This is a genomic window from Paractinoplanes rhizophilus (genome assembly GCF_042664765.1).
GTDB lineage: Bacteria > Actinomycetota > Actinomycetes > Mycobacteriales > Micromonosporaceae > Actinoplanes > Actinoplanes rhizophilus.
This window is the reverse complement of sequence record NZ_JBHTBJ010000001.1, coordinates 726,363-742,268: the sequence shown is the minus strand read 5'-3', so window position 1 is coordinate 742,268 and position 15,906 is coordinate 726,363. Positions and strand designations below refer to the sequence as shown.

Here is a 15,906-nt window from a genome sequence, read left to right as displayed (position 1 = left end):
CGTCTGGCGACCGACCACGACCCGCAGCCGTTCGGCGGGACCACGCTGATCGCCAACAACGGCCTGTACCGGGCGGGCGGGAAGTTCTGGGCGGATGGGCAGGAGTTCGGCGCGATCACCCTGCTGCCGTCGCGGGGCATCACCGGCGTCGTCATCCGGGCGATGACCGGCGCCAAGGGCAGCGCGACCCGCACCGGCGTGACCGTCACGAATCCGGCCGACGGCGACATCGTCGTCCAGCCCGGCTCCAAGTTCGTGATCAACTAGGGCAGGCCATCGGTTCCGCTTTCGCGGCTCGGACCTCCCGTCGCGTCACATCCGGGAGGGCCGAGCCGTGCGGGGAGGCCGCCGGCCGTCGTTCCTACCGCGTGGGCGTCGGCTGCGCCGGCCCCGCGACCGGCGGTGCACCGATCGGGGCCGTGCCCCGGGTCCGCCGGAGGATCCCGATCGCGAGCACCGCGAGCGCGGCGGCGCCCGTGACGGCGACCAGGCGCTCGAACAGGCCGGAGTAGCCGGGGCCCTGGGTCAGCACGCTGGCCACCGCGAAAGCGATGATCAGGACCGCGGTCCAGCGCGTCGGGCGTGCCCAGCCCTCCCAGCCGGGAGTGCGGCGCATCGCGGCGGCCAGGAAGAACGCGGCGATCACGAGCAGCAGCACGCCGATCGAGCTGATGATGTTGTCCAGCTTTCCGCCCATGTTGGACAGCTGTTGCGTGGGGGTGCATCCCAGGTCGGCCATCCGGCAGGCCAGCCTCTCGACCGGAGAGAGCAGGTCGCCGAGCCCGACGATGGACAGGGCGAGCAGCACGGAGCCGGTCGCCGCCCGCCAGCCACCCGTACGCAGCTCCGGCCACACCGAGCCCAGGGCGAAGCCGATCGTGGCGGCGCCGCACAAACTCAGGACCACCACCAGGAGAGCGCCGTGCGGCGCGGTGACCGCGAACATGTCGCTGATGCTGTGGGCGACGGAGCTGTAGCGCGGCCCCTGCCAGGACGCCGCGACCAGGCAGCTCGCGACGAAGACCGCCTGGGCGACCAGGCCGAGCCACGCCCATCGCCGCACCATGGCGCGCCTCCCGGGTGAACTGGCCGTCCGGCCGGCGTCTGCTTCGTCGAGGTCTCGAGCCGAGGAAGTCATCGTGACGCTCCCTCGGGGTGGTGGATGCCGATGCTGCTCATGAGTTGTCTTCTTCCTGTTCCTCGATCTTTCGCTTGTCCGGTCCGTGCGCGGTTCAGCCCATTCACACCGCTCGGGTCGACCGGGGCGAAGGACGTTGAAGGAAACTGGATGGTGTACGTAACCTATCCGTTGCCCGGCGTGCGCGCAAGTTATGTGCACCGATCGGTACCGACCGAGTTATGCTCGCGGCATGACGGCGTTGGAGAAGGGCCCCACGGGCCGGCGCCGCGGCCGGGGCGCGCGCGAGCGCATCCTCAGCGCGGCACAGCAGCTGTTCCGCGAGCAGGGCATCAACCGCACCGGCATGGACCAGCTCTGTGCCGTGGCCCAGGTGTCGAAGCGCACGGCCTACCAGCACTTCGCCAGCAAGGACGAACTCGTCGCCGAATACCTGCGCCGCTTCGATCCGGAGGTCATGCCCGGCGTGTTCGACCGCACCGACCTCACGCCCCGGGAACGGCTCCTCGCCGCGTTCGACATACCCGCGTCCATGCCCCTGTGCCCGTACATCGGCGCGTCCGTCGAGCTCCACGACCCCCAGCACCCGGCGTCCGAGTACGCGCGCGACTACAAGACCGCCCTCGCCGCGCGGCTCACCGAAACGGCCCGCGAAGCCGGCGCCACCGACCCCGAACAGCTCGGCGAACAACTGGCCCTGCTCATCGACGGCGCCGCGGTCCGCACCCGGGTCCTCGGCAGCGCATCCTTTCCCACCGCCGCCGCCATCGCCGCGGTCCTCATCGACAACGCCATCCCCGCCTCACCCCCTCGCCGGCCCGGCGGCGACGGCGGAACTACCGCGACTGCCCCCGTTCCGGTGGCCGGAGGCGGCCGGACGGCCAAGAGGCGCGTCTTCTGACGCAGCTGCCAGGAGGCGATCGGGCTGCGCCGGCACCGGCAGCCTCGTGCCCTCCGATGCCGGATCAGCCCAGGTCGTCGAGGATGGCGGTGCAACTGCGCAGCACCACCTCGGCCGCCCGCCGCCCGCCCGCCGTCGCGGCCGACGTGGTCAGCGCGTGCCATCGGGCGGCCGCATTCTCGGCGGCCGGCCACAACCGCTCCGGCGGCGTCTCCGGGTCGAGCCCGAGTCGCTCGCAGTGGGCGCCGCCGTCGCCGCCGGCCAGCCGGCGAGCCTCGATCGCCAGTTCGCCCGGCAGCGAAACCCGCCCGGTGCGCAGCGCCGACAGCAGCCGCAGCTCCCGGAAGGAGTGCGCCCCGGCCACCACCTGCTCCAGCGCGGCGCTCAATTCCGGCCGCGCCTCGGCCCGCAGCAGATGCTGCAACCCCATCAGCGCGCTGCGTGCCTTGAGCACCCCGCGCCGCGCGGTGAACAGGTCGCTGATCGCCGCCTGCAACTCGGTCAGCCCGCTCTGCCGCACCAGCTGCTCGCCGAGCGCCGCCCGGGTGCGCGCCCCGGTCCGGGTCAGCGTCACCGCGAGCCGCACCCCGCCGAGGCCCAGCCGGTCGAGCAACCCGGCGCGCCGCGAGACCGGCACGTCGAGCGGAAAGGCGGCGCCGGTGAAGCGATCCGCCGACAGCAGGTGCGCGTCGGCGTCGGCACGCGGCATTCCGGCGATCGCGGCGATCGTCGCGTACTCGTCCTCGCGAAGCGTCCGCCCGGCGTGCGCGATCCGCCCGGAGATCGCCAGCACGTCCTGGCAATGCGCGGCCACGCGCGGGTCTTTCCGCCTGCGGCGGGCGATCCGCTTGGCGTTGAGCAAGGCATCCGGCTTGCCGCCGGCGAGCTCGTCGGCACGCGAGAGCAGGACCATGACGTGTACGGGCTGAGCACCGCCGGCCGGCAGCGCGGGCGGCTCGCCGAGGTGGCGCACGAGATGCAGAACCGCGTCGGCCTCGTCGAAGGCGGGCGCGCCGGTCTCCAGCAGCCGGGTGTGCCGCAGCGCCCGGCACGGCCATTCGACGACGACCGACGCCGCGTCGTCGTCCGGCACCGCGACGGCGTGACCCGGCCGGGAACGGTGCAGGGGAGCCGCGAATCCCGGCCCGGACTGCGGCTGGACCCGGGCGAGCGGCTGGGCGCCGTCGTGGAACCAGACCGGGGCGCCGCCCGCCCGCACCGGCGCCACCTCCTCGCCGATCAACGCGTTGACCACTGTGGACTTCCCGGTCTCCGGCCCGCCGGTGACGGCCACGCGGAGCGGCTCGTCGAGGCGTACGCGATGATGCCGCAACCATTCCTCGGCGCGGGCGTGCCCGCGGAAGGCCAGGGCGGCCCGCTCGAGCAGGTCGCGCGCCCGCCGTTCGAGGTCGTCGTCGCTCATGCCGGGGCTTGCAGCAGGGCCAGCGACTGTTTCTGCAGCCCGGCCAGGCGGATCAGCTCCTGCTCGACCCGCCGCGCCCGGGTCTCGCGGGCCGAGGCCTCCTGGTCGGCGGCGGCCTTCGCGGTGCGCAGCGACTCCACGATGGCGTCCTGCAGGTCCTCGGTGACGGCGGTGAAATGGTCGCGCAGGGCGCGCTGGATGCGCCTTACGGAATCCTTGGCGTCCTTGGCCATGCCGATGTAGATCTCGTCGACGTGCCGCTGGACGGCGGCGCGAGCCGTCGCCTGCCGGCGCTTGAGCAGCGAGCGGCCCTCCTCGCGGATGCTCTTGCCACCGAACAGGGCGCCGCCGCTCAGCGAGATCGGATTGATCAGCGACATCCCGGTGAGGCTGGTGGCCAGCCCGAACATCAGCACGCCGCCGTACGAGCCGCGCAGGCCGGTGAAGACCTTCTGACTGAGCGTGAACCGCTCGACCGGCGGGCTGCCGAGATCGGTCACCCGGTCGGGCAGGTCGCCGGGGACGGCGGGCACCCAGGACGGCAGCACCTGGCCCAGCTCGGGCGGGAACTCGGCCGCCACCGACCGGGCCAGCCAGGCCGCGCGCTCGCTCAGCCAGCCGAGGCTGGTGCGCGCCGTTTCGAGGAGCGCGTCGCGCAGCCACGGCTCGAACTCGTCCCAGACGCGCAGCGGGTCGGACTCGGTGAAGATCTCGTCGGAGCGGGCGATCACGGCCCGGGTGCGCTCGCGCAGGTCGTGCTCGATGTCGGACATCAGGTCGCCGACCTCGTCGGCCAGCCGGCTCTGCCAGCGGGTGGTGCACTTGCGCAGGCCGTCCATCCGCTGCTGGGCCTCGTGCAGGCGGGCCGCCGCGTCCGAGTGGGCGGTCTCGGCCCGCTGCGCCGCGACGCTCTCGCGCAGCGGCACGGCCAGCTCGTCGGTCACCGCCCGGCCGATCAGCGCGACCGCGGCCCGCGACAGCCGGTCCGGCTTGGCCGCGATCAGCGTGCGCAGCAGCGTGATGAGCTGCGGAAAGCCGGACTCGCCGTTGAGCGCGTGGTCGCCGGTCCGGGCCGCGTGGGCGCGCAGCGCTGCCGAGGTCGGCACCACCGTGGCGGGAACGCCCGCCTGCACCAGCCGCATCCGGTTGGCCTCGACGTCGCGCCGCCAGTCCGGGGCGTAGTCGGTCTTGGTGAACGCCACCACCAGCCCGGGCCGCAGCGCCGACAGCTCGGCCAGCACGGCGAGCTCGGCGCCGGCCAGCTCCCGGCCGGCCTCGCAGGCGAACAGCAGCACGTCGGCCCGCCCGGTGTCGGCCAGCTCGCGGACCCGGCCGACCGCGGCGCCCTGCTCCCAGGGCAGCGGCGGCGTGTCGATCAGCGCGAGCCCGGCCGCGAGCAGCTCGCGGGGCAGGCCCACCTCGGCGTGCAGCCGCTCGAACGATCCCGGGGCCATGTCCGCGAGGGTCTCGGTGAGCGCCTCGGCCGGCCGGTCGGCGGCCAGGGCGAGGCGGTCGTGCGGGCCCGCGCCGGCCTCGTCCCCGCGGATCAGCTCGGCGGTCGGCCGCGCGGCGTGCCGGACCACCGTCGGCACCGCGGTGCCCCGGTCGTCGCCGGTCACGCAGACCGGGGCATTGATCAGGGCGTTGATAAGCTGGCTCTTGCCCTGCCGCTCGCGGCCCACGACGAGCACGCGCAGGCTCGGGTCGAGCAGTTGGGTCCGGCGTTGCCACAGCCGGCCGGCCAGCTCCGGGCGGCCGTGCTCGGTGCACGTGCGGATCGTCGCGTCGAGGACGTCGAGCCACAGCGGGGACAGGGCGCCGAGTTCCGTCCGGCCCGGCCGGACGGGGGAGGCCGGACCCGCATAGGCCGTGGGTCCGGTCTCCCAGCTTTCCATCGTGACGCCCTGCCTCCGTGGTCGTGCCGTCAGAAGTGCAGGCCGGTGAGGCCGCCCAGCAGGTCGTGACCCGCCTCCGGCTCGGCCGGCGCCGGCTGGGTCAGGCCGTCGACCAGCCCGGTCACGCCCGAGACGTGGTGGTCGATCACCCCGGTGGCGTCGTCCACCGTGCCCAGGGCGCCATGCACCGTGCCGCCCAGAGCGCCGTCCAGCGTGCCACCCAGAGCGCCGTCCACCGTGCCGTCGGGCAGCAGCCCGCCGACCGTGTGATCGACGCCGGAGAGGGTCCCGGCAAGCGAAGAGGTTGCCTCCTGGATCCCGGCGACGTCAAGGCCGCCGGCATCGACTCCGAGCGATCCGGTCAGCCCGGTCGCCGTGTTGACGGTGGCGTCCAGGGTGCCGGCGACCGCGGCGTGCGAGACGACACTGTCGGCGCTGTAGGCCACGTCCGCGGTCGGGTGGCCGACCGTCGTGCCCACGGTCGCGTCCAGGCCGGCCGCCGGGTCGTGGATGAGGCCGAGCCCGCCGGTCACGTCCACCGTGGAGAGCAGGTGGTCGGCGGTCACGGTGGTGGCCGCCGCGACGTTCAGGTCGGCCGCGTGCGAGTAGGTGCTGCCGCCCACCTGGGCGGTGATCGACTGGAGGTGGGCGACCGCGCCGGCCACGTCGAGGTGCGCCACCCCGGTGGTCAGCTCGTCCACCTGCGCCGGCCCGGCCTGCGGCAGGTTGCTCAGCGGCGCGTAGTCGAGCACCAGCGGCAGCACGTCCTGCACGTCGGCGGCGGTGATGTCGCCGAGGCCGGCCGCCTCGAGGGTGCCGTGCGGGTCGAGCTCGAACGCCGACCGGGCGCCCGGGTCATAGATGAGGTTGAGGACGAAATCCTGCAACGTCGGGGACGAGTCCATCGAAAATTGTCTCCTCACGGGGTCGTGGGTGTGCCACCAAGCTAGGGTCCGGCGGCGCGCCGGGCATCGGGGTTCGTCCCCCTCCGGCGCCGGGGGATAGGGTGCGTCGGGGTTAGGGGGTTAGGGGATCGGTCGCGATGAAATTTGGGGGAAGACCCCCGATGCCCGATCTGGTACGAACATGGGGTCCCGAGATCGGATATTGAGGAGCTTCCCCTTGCCGTACCTGCTAGGCCTCGACGTCGGATCCGCCGCCACCTGGGCCGCGATCTGCCGCCGGGCACCCGGATCGGCCGGTTGGGGGCCGCCGTCACCGGTCGCCACCGACTCGCCACCGGCGGTGCCGGGCCTGTTCCGGCGGTGCGGCGACGACGTGCCGGTCTACTGCGACAACCTCCTCATCACCCCGCAGGCGCTGGTGGTCGAGCAGGCCCGCGCGGCCGGCGACCAGATCTGGGCCCGCGAGGGCGCCGGTCCCGACGGCATCGCGGTCGCTCACCCCAGCACGTGGGGCCCGGGCCGGGTGGGGTTGCTGCGCGCCGCCTTCGACGACGCCGGCATGAGCAATGTGGTGCTGGTGAGCCGGGCCGGCGCGGTGGTCGAGCGCCATCTCGCGGCGGGCCGGCCGGTGGCCTCCGGCCGGCCGGTCGCCGTCTGCCGCATCGGTCGCGCTTCCGTCGAGGTCGCGCTGCTTGTGCCGTACGGGCCGGGGCGCCTCGAGGTCCTCGGCGCGGCCGGGGTGGACGAGCTCGGCGGCGACGACCTGGCCGACGGCGAGGCGCGCGCCGTCCTGGCCGCGATCCTCGATCTGGTACGGCGGACCGCCCGCGCCTGCCGCGCCGAGCTCGACGACCTGGCCGCCGTCCTGGTGGCCGGCGGCGGTTCCGCGCACCCGCTGGTCGTCCCGTCGCTGGCCGAGGCCGTCGCCGCGCCGGTGATCCGCGAGGACGACCCGTGGCTGACCGTCGCCCGGGGAACCGTGCTGGCGCTCCGCTCGCCGGTTCCGCCGGCCGCCACGGCGCCCCCGGAGGCCTCGTCCCCGCTGGCCGACGTCCTCGTCCTGCCGACCGAGCTGCTGCCGATCACGGACAGCCGGCTCGGCGTCTCGGAGCTCGGCCCCGGCGAGATGCCGCCCCGCCCGCCGGTGCAGGTCGCCGCGCCGGGAGTGGGTGCCAAGTGACCGCCGCCGGCCTGCTGACCGAGGTGCGCGCCGACCCGGCGGCACCGCTGTGCGCCGCGATCTGCGCCCCGGGCGGCTACGGCAAGAGCGCCCTGCTCGCCGAGCTGGAGCGGGCATGTCGCCCGGCCGGCGAGATCCTGCTCGTCGACGACGCCCATCGGCTCGGCGACGCGCGGCTGCACGAGCTGCGCGAGCGCGCCGAGCTTCCCGGCGCCCGGGTGGTGGTGGCCTACCGCCCGTGGCCCCGCCCGGCGGCCCTGGCCCCGCTCACCGAGGTGCTGCGGCGCCGGCGGGCGCCGATCGTGCTGCCGGCCCTCAGCGCCGCGCAGATCGGCGAACTGGTCGGCGATCCGCTCAGGGCTCAGCCAGGCCGCCCAACGCCGCTCGCCGGCTACGTGGCCGCGCTCAGCGCCGGCGTGCCGCGCTACGTCGCCCGGCTCGCGACCGCGCTTTCCGGCCCGGCGGTTCCGGCCCGGGTGCCGGCCGCGGCGCTCGCGCCGTTCGCGCCCGAGATCGACGAGCTGGACGCCGACCTGCGCACCCTGTTGCTCGCGGTCGAGGCCGGGGCCGGGCTGTCGTTCGACCTCATCGCCAAGCTGCTCGGCCGGGACCCCCGGGAGGTGGCCGAGCTGGTCGCGGCCGGGCAGGCGACCGGGATGCTGGGCGGGGACGGCACGATGGTGCCGCTGGCCCGGCACGCGCTCGCCGCGCTGGCCCCGATCGCCGAGCGGATCGACGTGCGGCAGCGGCTCGCCGACCTCCAGCTGGCGCGCGGCGGCCCGGTGCTCCCGCTGATGCGCCACCTGCTGCCGGCCGGCGGCGGGGCGCGGTCCGAGCCGGCCCCCGCCGTCGAGCCTGGTGTCGGTGCCCGGCCCGAGCCGGCCCCCGCCATCGAGCCCGAGGCCGGGCACGCGTTCGAGCCCGCAGTCGGTGCCCGGCCGGAGTTGGGGCACGCGTTCGAGCCCGGGATCGGTGCCCGGCCGGAGCTGGGGCCCGCCTTCGAGGCGGCGGGGGAGGAGGCGATGGGCGACGACCCGGCGCTCGCCGCCCGGCTCTTCGCGGCCGCCGCCGAGGCCGGTCGCCCCGCCGCCGCCCGGCACGCGATGGCCACCGCCCTGGCCGGCGACCTCGACCTGGCCGCCCGGCTCGCCGACCGGGCCCTCGCCGACCGGTCCGCCACCGGCGGATCGCCCGCGCAGCGCGCCGAATCGGCCTACGTCTCGGCCGTCGCGATGGCCCACCGCGGCCGCCTCGACAGCGCCGCCGAGCTGGTGCGCTGGGCCGGCCCGGGACCGGCCGCCGGCTTCCGCGCCGCCGCGCTGACCGGCGTCGGCCGCGTCGAGGAGGCCGACGCCGGGCTCGCCGCCCTGGAGGCCGGCGACGACGGCCCGCCGACGCTGCTGCGGGCGTCCGCCGCGCTGATGGCGCGCGGGGTCCGGGAGTCGGTCACCGGCGCTCCGGCCGCCGCGCTGTCGACGCTCGTGCAGGCATCGGCGCTGCTCGAGCCGGCCGGGGCCGGCCTGCTGCCGGACAGCCCCGCGGCGCTGGCCGCGATCGTCGCCCTGCACGACGCCGACCTGGACACCGCCGAGGCCACGCTCGGCCGCGCGATCCGCGCCACGGTGGGCGGCCCGCCGCTGGCCGCCCGGCACCTGTTGCTGCAGGCCTGGTCCCGGATGCTGCGCGGCCGTCTCGGCGCCGCTGCCGCTCCGCGCATCGACGCGCGGAGCGCTCGTGACCTGCTGTTCGCCGCCGGGCTGCGGGTGGGGCTGGCCCGGCGGGACAGCGACCCGGTCGGGCTGCGGGCCGTCTGGCCGGACGCCTGCCAGGTGCTGATCGGCCAGCCGGTCGACCTGTTCACGCTGCTGCCGCTCGGCGAGCTGACGGTGGCGGCGGCCCGGCTCGGCGAGCAGGACCGGGTGGCCGCCCACCTGGCCGACGCCGACCGCCTGCTGGCGCGGCTGGGCGACCCGCCACTGTGGAGCTTGCCGCTGCACTGGAGCCGCCTGCACGCCGCGATCCTGGCCGAGCGGCCCGACGAGGCCGAGCGGCACGCCGCCGCGCTCGCCGGGCTGGCCGGGCGCCGCCCGTACGCGGAAGCCCTGGCCGCGGCCGCGAGCGGCTGGCTTGCGGTGATCACCGACCGGATCGATCCGGAACGGATCGAGGCCGCCGCCCGCGGGCTGGCGGCGACCGGCCTCGCCTGGGACGGCGCCCGCCTGGCCGGACAGGCCGCGATCCGCACCGCCGACCGCAAGGCGATGACCCGGCTGCTCGACTGCGCCCGCGCGCTGGGCGGACCGGCCGCCGGGCCCGGTGCGCCGCCCGCGCCGGCCGCCGAGCCGCTGCTGAGCGAGCGCGAGCAGCAGGTGGCCGCGCTGGTCGTCGCCGGGCTGACCTACAAGCAGGTGGCCGAGCGGCTCTATCTGTCGGCCAAGACGGTCGAGCACCACGTGGCCCGGATCCGGCAGCGTCTCGGCTGCACCGACCGGCGCGAGCTGCTGGCCCGGCTGCGCGAGCTGCTGCCCGACGAGCCGGCCGAGCGACCGAACGGAGCAATGGCGTGATCGGTATCCATGGGGTCGACCGACCGAACGGAGTTCTGGCGTGAAGCGGCCTCGTCTCGATCCCCGGCTGGGCGCCGGATTGCTCCTCCTCGTCGCCCTGTGGCTGGCCGCGGCGGTGCCGGCGGTGCTCGACGCGGCCGGCCGGGTGCGCGAGCGCAACACCGCCGACCGGCTCGGGCGCGCGGTCGACACGGCGGTCGTGGCGTTGCAGGACGAGCGCCGGGCGTCACTGGTCCGTCTGGCGGGCGGCGACGCGACCGCGCTGACCGCGGCCCGGGAGCGCACCGACCGCGCCCGCGACGAGCTGCGATCGCTCGACGGCCGGTGGGCCTACACCGAGTCGGCCGGCGCGCTGGTGTCGAGTTTGGACGCGCTCGACGTCGTCCGCTCGCAGCTGGACCACGGCGAGATGGAAAGCGCCGCCGTGTTCGGCGCGTACGGCTCGGTCATCCGGGACGGCCTCGGCCTGTCCTGGCTGCCGGCCGGACCGCTCGGCCGCGCCCGGGAGGCACTGTCCCAAGAGGACGCGATGCTGCGGACGGCACTGGGCACGACGGCCGGGGCCGGCGAGGCCGACCGGCTCCGCGTCGGCGAGCTGGCCGGCGAGCGCCGCGCCTGGCTGGCCGCCGCGGGTGCCAGTGCCGAGGCCGGGTCCGCCGCCGACCCCGGGTCCTCCGCCGGTCCCGGGGCCGTGGCCAGTGCCGACGGTCAACGGCTGGCCGCGATCGAGGACCGGCTGATCCTGGACAAGGGGCAGCGGGTCACGCCGGCCGAGTGGGCGGCGGCGGCCGACCCGGTCAACGCCGCCCTGCGCGCGGCCGAGACGAGCGCGGCCCGCGCCGCCGTCGAGGACGCCACCCCGGCGGCGATCGGCGCGACCGTCTACGCCGCCCTGGTCGCCGGGGTCGGCCTGGTGGCCCTGCTCGGCGTCGTCGCCCTGGTCCGCCGGTTCCGGCCGACGTACCCGCCGGTCGCCGCGGCCCCCGCCGAGGCGGACGGCGCCGGTCTCCAGGATCTCCTGCTCGACCTGCACCGGCGCAGCCAGCGACTCGTGCATCGCCTGCTGCGCCTGCTCGACGGCCTCGAACGCCGCCAGTCCGACGAGGAGATGCTCGGCCAGCTGTACCGCGCCGACCACCTCGCCACCCGGGTGCGCCGCAACACCGAGAAGGCGATCACGCTGGCCGGCGGGGCGCCCGGCCGGCAGTGGCGCCGGCCGATGCCGCTGGGCGAGGTGGTGCGCGGCGCCGCCGCCGAGGTGGACGGGTACGTACGCGTCTCCACCTCGCAGATCGAGCCGGCCGCCCTGGCCGGCGACGCGGTCCTCGAGATCACCCACCTGCTGGCCGAGCTGATCGACAACGCGGTCAGCTACTCGCCGGCCGAGACCCGGGTGCGCACCGGCGGCCGCTGGGCGGACGGCGGCTACACGGTGACCGTCGCCGACGCCGGACCCGGCATGAGCGACCTCGACCTGGACCGCGCCCGCGAGGTGATGGCCGACCCGCGCCCGCCCACCGGCGGGCTCTGGCAGGGCTTCTACGCGGTGGGCCGGTTCGCCGCCCGGCGCGGCGTCGGGGTACGGCTGCTGCGCGGGCCGGCCGGCGGCCTGGTGGCCGAGGTGGCGTTGCCGGCCGGCCTGGTGTCGCACCCGGAGGCGGCCGAGCACCGGCCGGGCGGCCCGCCGATCAACCGGGTGGACCGGATGCGGGCGCGACTGAGCGAAGTGGACACCACATCCGTAGATCTTTCCAACGTGGGCCATGGCGCGGCGAGCGAGGCGGAGGCGCAGTGAACGACTGGATCATCAGTGCGACGGGTGCGGGTCCGCTCCTCGACCAGTTGCACCATCAGCTGCCCGGCACCGAGGGCGTGGTCCTGCTGTCCGCGGACGGCCTGGAGCTGGCGATGTCCGCCGGCACCCGGCCGGACAAGGCGACCCAGCTGTCCGCGGTCGCGGCCGGCCTGCACGCGATCGCCGACGCCGCCAACCGCAACAACGGCGGCCGCCGGGTCGACCAGTCGGTGGTCGAGATGGACTACCGCATGCTGGTGATCGTTCCGGTGACCGGGGAGTTGCTGCTCGCCGTGGTGTTCGACGCGGTCACCGACCTGTCCGGCACCCGCGAGCGGATCGCCACCTTCGCCGGCCGGCTCGGGCTGCGGCTCTCGTCGGTCGACATGCGGCCCACCGAGCCCGATCTGCTGCCGATCTCATGATCGACGAAGACATCTGGTACGACGAGGACGCCGGCCCCCTCGTCCGCCTCTACGCGATCACCGGGGGCCGGGCCGAGGCGCCGGCCGGCGACTTCACGCTCAGCACCATCGTGCAGCGGGTGCCCGGCGCGGAGCCCGGCCACGACCTGTCGCTCGCCGAGTCGACCATCGTCGAGCTCACCGAGCGGCCGGTGTCGGTCTCCGAGATCGCGGCCCGGCTCGGCCTGCCGCTCGGCCCGGTCCGGGTCATCCTCGGCGACCTGCGCGACGCCGGCCTGGTCGCCGTTCCCCGCACCCGCAACGCCGCCGATCGCCCGTCGATGAGCCTGCTCGAGCAGGTGCTCAGCGGCCTGAACGCCCTGTGACGGCGGAGGTCCGTACGATGAGCCACCCGCACCCGCACCCGCAGCCCCGGCGCTCGCCCTCGGTGGTGCTGCTGGACGCGCTGCTCCGCCTGGTCACCGCCGTGCAGACGGGCAACCTGCCCGGCCGCCGCCGGGCCGGCCTGATCTGGCTGGCCGCCGGCGTGCTCGTGGTGGCCGGCGCCACCACGATCCTGATCGGGGCGCTGGTGCGCGCGCCGGCCGGCCGCACCGGCCTGACCCCGCCCGGTCAGGCCGCGCCCCCGCCGCCGGCCCCGGTCACCAGCATCGCCGCGCCGGCCACCACCACGGCCACGCGGCGGGTGTCGGCCGCCGCGTCGCCGTCGGCCTCCGTCCCGCCGGTGTCGTCCCGCCCGGCGGCGAAGGCCCCGGCCGGCACCGCGACGACCGGCGCGGACAGCCACCTGACCGCCGCCTACACCGCGGCCAACGGCAGCGGCCTGCTCGGCTACCGGGCCACCGTCACGCTGGCCGCCCAGGGTCCGGGCCCGTCCACCGACTGGCGGCTGACCGTCACGCTGCCCCGCCCGACCCTCCAGATCGCCGCCGTCGACGGCGCCACCGTCGAGCGCGACGGCGCGGCCTGGACCTTCACGCCCGACGACACCACCCGGCAGATCGCCGCCGGAGCGTCCGCGGTGATCTCCTTCGAGGTCCGCGGCGCCACGCTGGTCGACGCCCAGCCCACGGACTGCCGGGTCGGCGACGAGGTCTGCACCGGCCTGCCGGGATGAGGCCGCGCCGCGGGATCCGCCACGTGGCCGGGCTCACTCCCGGACCTCACACCGGATTCACAACCACGATCACTACCCTGCCCGGGTGTCCTCTTGGTTCCGCCCGCGCGATCACCATGTCCTCACCAACGCGACCTCGCTGCTGATCTGCGGGTTGCTGGCCGGGGTGGTGGTCGCCGCCGCGGCCTTCCCGGCGCTGGCCATGTCCGGGCTCACCATCGAGGCCGGCGGCAAGGCCTTCGCCGCGCTGCCCAGCCGGCTCAAGGCCTTCAGCTCCCCGCAGATCACCCGGGTCTACGCCGCCGACAACAAGACGCAGATCGCGCTCATGTACGACGAGTTCCGCAGCGACGTGCCGCTGAAGGAGATCTCGGTCAACATGCAGAACGCGATCATCGCGGCCGAGGACCGGGGCTTCTACAAGCACGGCGGCGTCGACCTCAAGGGCACCGTCCGCGCGTTCGTCAACGACACGAACGGCGGCGACCGGCAGGGCGCCTCCACCCTCGCCATGCAGTACGTGCGCATGGCGCTGGCCTACTCGGCGACCAACCCGCAGGACGTCGTGGCTGCGACCGAGGACACCCCGAAGCGCAAGGTCACCGAGATGAAGTACGCGATCCAGCTCGAGAAGGAGCTGAGCAAGCAGCAGGTCCTCGAGCGATACCTGAACATCGCCCCGTTCGGCAACGGCGCCTACGGCATCTACGCCGCCAGCCAGATCTACTTCCAGAAGCTGCCCAAGGACCTCGACATCGCGCAGGCGGCCCTGCTGGCCGGCATGGTCAAGGCCCCGACGACCAACAACCCGTCCACCCCCTCCGGGTATCCGAGGGCGGTCGACCGGCGCCACTACGTGCTCGACGGCATGGTGGCCACCGGCGCGATCACCGCGGCCCAGGAACAGGCCGCGCTCAAGGAGCCGGTCCCGCATCAGGTCAAGCGCGCCGGCAACGGCTGCGTCTCGGTGCACAAGAACGAGTGGGGCTTCTTCTGCGACTACTTCACCCGCTGGTGGAACAGTCAGCAGGCGTTCGGGGCCAGCACGTTCGACCGTGAGCAGCGCCTCGAGGACGGCGGGTACCGGATCGTCACGTCGATGGATCTCAAGGCCACCGAGGCGGCGTACCAGCGGATCCACCAGCAGATCAAGAACAACAACAAGGACGCCCTGATGCTGGCGGCGGTGCAGCCCGGCACCGGCCAGGTGCTCGCGCTCGCCGCGAACCGCACGTTCAAGCTGGACGACTCGAAGAACCACATCTCGTCGAACCCGGCCAAGGCGGCCCGGAAGCTCAAGGGCACGTACCCGAACACCACCAACCCGATCATCAGCGGGGGCGGCGACGTCGACGGCTATCAGGCGGGCTCGACGTTCAAGCTGTTCACCATGGTGGCCGCGCTCAAGGCCGGCATCCCGCTGACCCGGACGATGAACGCCGGGGTGGTGGCCAAGACGCACTACATCGTGGAACCGGGCAGCAAGGCCGCCTGCCCCGGCACGCACTTCTACTGCCCGGGCAACGCGGGCGAGAGCGAGGCCGGCGTCTACAACATGTGGTCGGCGTTCGGGCATTCGGTGAACACCTTCTTCGTGCCGCTCGAGGAGGAGGTCGGCGCCGAGAACGTCGTCCAGACGGCGAAGGACTTCGGCATCCAGTTCCGCGCCTCGAACGACGCCAGGCTGGCCGCGCCCGGCAACGCCGAGCAGTGGGGCGCGTTCACGCTGGGCGTCTCGGCGTCGACGCCGCTGGACCTGGCCAACGCGTACGCGACGCTGGCGGCCGACGGCCGGTACTGCGCGCCGACCCCGGTCAAGGAGATCGTCGACCGGAACAACGAGAAGATCGACGTCGGCAGCCCGGACTGCAAGCGGGTCGTCAGCGCCGACGTGGCCCGCGCCGCCCTCGACGCGGCCCGCTGCCCGGTCGGCGACTCGGCCCAGCTCGGCAGCTGCGGCGGCGCGGGCACGGCCCCGCACACCCACGACGCAGTCGGCCACCCGGTGTTCGGCAAGACCGGCACCACCGACAGCTCCAAGACCGCCGCGCTGATCGTCGGCACCACGTCGATCGTGGTGGCCGGTTACCTCGCCGACCCGGACTGGCCGCAGACCTCCCAGCACATGGACCACGGCACGGTGAACCCGGCGGTGTGGAACACGGTCGCCGACTACATGAAGGGCAAGCCGAAGGTCCAGTTCCCGAAGCCCGGCGACACCAAGGTGGCGATCGGCGACCTGGTCCCGGTCCCGTCGGTGAGCTGCACGACCGTCGGCGACGCGACCGCCGAGCTGAAGGGCGCCGGCTTCCTGCCGACGACCGGCGGCCAGGTCACCTCGCCCTGCCCGGCCGGCACGGTGGCCGACACCCGCCCGAGCGGACGGGCGGCGAAGGGCAGCCAGATCGTCCTGGAGATCAGCAAGGGAGCCGGCGGGGCCGCGCCCCCGCCCGGGAACGGAACCGGCCCGGGCCAGAAGGGCAACGGAAAGAAGCGCGGACGCTGACGCCCCTGGGTCCCCGCGCCCGCGGCTGGGCCGGCGCCCGTGGCTGGGTCGGCG

General features: G+C 75.0%; 12 protein-coding genes. 8 read left to right on the top strand and 4 right to left on the bottom strand.

Translation table 11 applies throughout. The features are described from left to right. Positions 1 to 361 precede the first annotated feature (361 nt). Complete coding sequence (locus ACFQS1_RS03340) at positions 362 to 1,066, bottom strand: DUF998 domain-containing protein (protein ID WP_378964464.1); 705 nt, start codon at positions 1,064 to 1,066, stop codon at positions 362 to 364. Between the two features lie 304 nt (positions 1,067 to 1,370). On the opposite strand from ACFQS1_RS03340, the gene ACFQS1_RS03335 reads away from it, so the two are divergent. Then, positions 1,371 to 2,039, top strand: coding sequence for a TetR/AcrR family transcriptional regulator (locus ACFQS1_RS03335; RefSeq protein ID WP_378964463.1), 669 nt, complete (start codon positions 1,371 to 1,373; stop codon positions 2,037 to 2,039). 64 nt (positions 2,040 to 2,103) lie between these two features. On the opposite strand, the gene ACFQS1_RS03330 is transcribed toward ACFQS1_RS03335, so the two are convergent. Genes ACFQS1_RS03330 through ACFQS1_RS03320 form a run of 3 tightly spaced genes read right to left on the bottom strand, consistent with a single transcriptional unit; the run spans position 2,104 to position 6,262 of the window. Further along, positions 2,104 to 3,462, bottom strand: coding sequence for a hypothetical protein (locus ACFQS1_RS03330; protein WP_378964462.1), 1,359 nt, complete (start codon positions 3,460 to 3,462; stop codon positions 2,104 to 2,106). Further along, complete coding sequence (locus ACFQS1_RS03325; RefSeq protein ID WP_378964461.1) at positions 3,459 to 5,357, bottom strand: dynamin family protein; 1,899 nt, start codon at positions 5,355 to 5,357, stop codon at positions 3,459 to 3,461. Before ACFQS1_RS03325 ends, ACFQS1_RS03330 begins: the two co-directional genes overlap by 4 nt. A gap of 29 nt (positions 5,358 to 5,386) precedes the next feature. After that, positions 5,387 to 6,262 carry an IniB N-terminal domain-containing protein gene (locus ACFQS1_RS03320; protein ID WP_378964459.1) on the bottom strand — a complete coding sequence of 292 codons (876 nt, stop codon included), beginning with the start codon at positions 6,260 to 6,262 and terminating at the stop codon, positions 5,387 to 5,389. Between the two features lie 217 nt (positions 6,263 to 6,479). Between ACFQS1_RS03320 and ACFQS1_RS03315 the strand changes: the two genes are divergently transcribed. From ACFQS1_RS03315 to ACFQS1_RS03285, 7 genes are all read left to right on the top strand, one after another. After that, positions 6,480 to 7,442: a hypothetical protein gene (locus tag ACFQS1_RS03315; RefSeq protein ID WP_378964458.1), complete on the top strand. Its 963-nt coding sequence runs from the start codon at positions 6,480 to 6,482 to the stop codon at positions 7,440 to 7,442. After that, positions 7,439 to 10,009 (top strand): helix-turn-helix transcriptional regulator, encoded by a 2,571-nt coding sequence (locus tag ACFQS1_RS03310; RefSeq protein ID WP_378964457.1) that lies wholly within the window; start codon positions 7,439 to 7,441, stop codon positions 10,007 to 10,009. The genes ACFQS1_RS03315 and ACFQS1_RS03310 overlap by 4 nt, the downstream gene beginning before the upstream one ends. Positions 10,010 to 10,049: 40 nt before the next feature. Then, positions 10,050 to 11,804: a sensor histidine kinase gene (locus ACFQS1_RS03305; RefSeq protein WP_378964456.1), complete on the top strand. Its 1,755-nt coding sequence runs from the start codon at positions 10,050 to 10,052 to the stop codon at positions 11,802 to 11,804. Next, positions 11,801 to 12,229 (top strand): roadblock/LC7 domain-containing protein, encoded by a 429-nt coding sequence (locus ACFQS1_RS03300; protein WP_378964455.1) that lies wholly within the window; start codon positions 11,801 to 11,803, stop codon positions 12,227 to 12,229. Before ACFQS1_RS03305 ends, ACFQS1_RS03300 begins: the two co-directional genes overlap by 4 nt. Beyond that, positions 12,226 to 12,594, top strand: a complete 369-nt coding sequence (locus ACFQS1_RS03295; protein ID WP_378964454.1) for a DUF742 domain-containing protein — start codon at positions 12,226 to 12,228, stop codon at positions 12,592 to 12,594. Before ACFQS1_RS03300 ends, ACFQS1_RS03295 begins: the two co-directional genes overlap by 4 nt. Positions 12,595 to 12,611: 17 nt before the next feature. Beyond that, positions 12,612 to 13,346, top strand: coding sequence for a hypothetical protein (locus tag ACFQS1_RS03290; RefSeq protein ID WP_378964453.1), 735 nt, complete (start codon positions 12,612 to 12,614; stop codon positions 13,344 to 13,346). 85 nt (positions 13,347 to 13,431) lie between these two features. Beyond that, the gene (locus ACFQS1_RS03285; RefSeq protein ID WP_378964451.1) at positions 13,432 to 15,852 is read left to right on the top strand and encodes a transglycosylase domain-containing protein; all 2,421 of its coding nucleotides are present in this window, start codon (positions 13,432 to 13,434) and stop codon (positions 15,850 to 15,852) included. The last annotated feature ends 54 nt before the right edge of the window (positions 15,853 to 15,906 follow it).

Bases quoted from the DNA above. Each gene is read 5' to 3' on its own strand.
- ACFQS1_RS03340 (WP_378964464.1), bottom strand. From the start codon at position 1,066: ATGGTGCGGCGATGGGCGTGGCTCGGCCTGGTCGCCCAGGCGGTCTTC.
- ACFQS1_RS03335 (WP_378964463.1), top strand. From the start codon at position 1,371: ATGACGGCGTTGGAGAAGGGCCCCACGGGCCGGCGCCGCGGCCGGGGC.
- ACFQS1_RS03330 (WP_378964462.1), bottom strand. From the start codon at position 3,462: ATGAGCGACGACGACCTCGAACGGCGGGCGCGCGACCTGCTCGAGCGG.
- ACFQS1_RS03325 (WP_378964461.1), bottom strand. From the start codon at position 5,357: ATGGAAAGCTGGGAGACCGGACCCACGGCCTATGCGGGTCCGGCCTCC.
- ACFQS1_RS03320 (WP_378964459.1), bottom strand. From the start codon at position 6,262: ATGGACTCGTCCCCGACGTTGCAGGATTTCGTCCTCAACCTCATCTAT.
- ACFQS1_RS03295 (WP_378964454.1), top strand. From the start codon at position 12,226: ATGATCGACGAAGACATCTGGTACGACGAGGACGCCGGCCCCCTCGTC.
- ACFQS1_RS03290 (WP_378964453.1), top strand. From the start codon at position 12,612: ATGAGCCACCCGCACCCGCACCCGCAGCCCCGGCGCTCGCCCTCGGTG.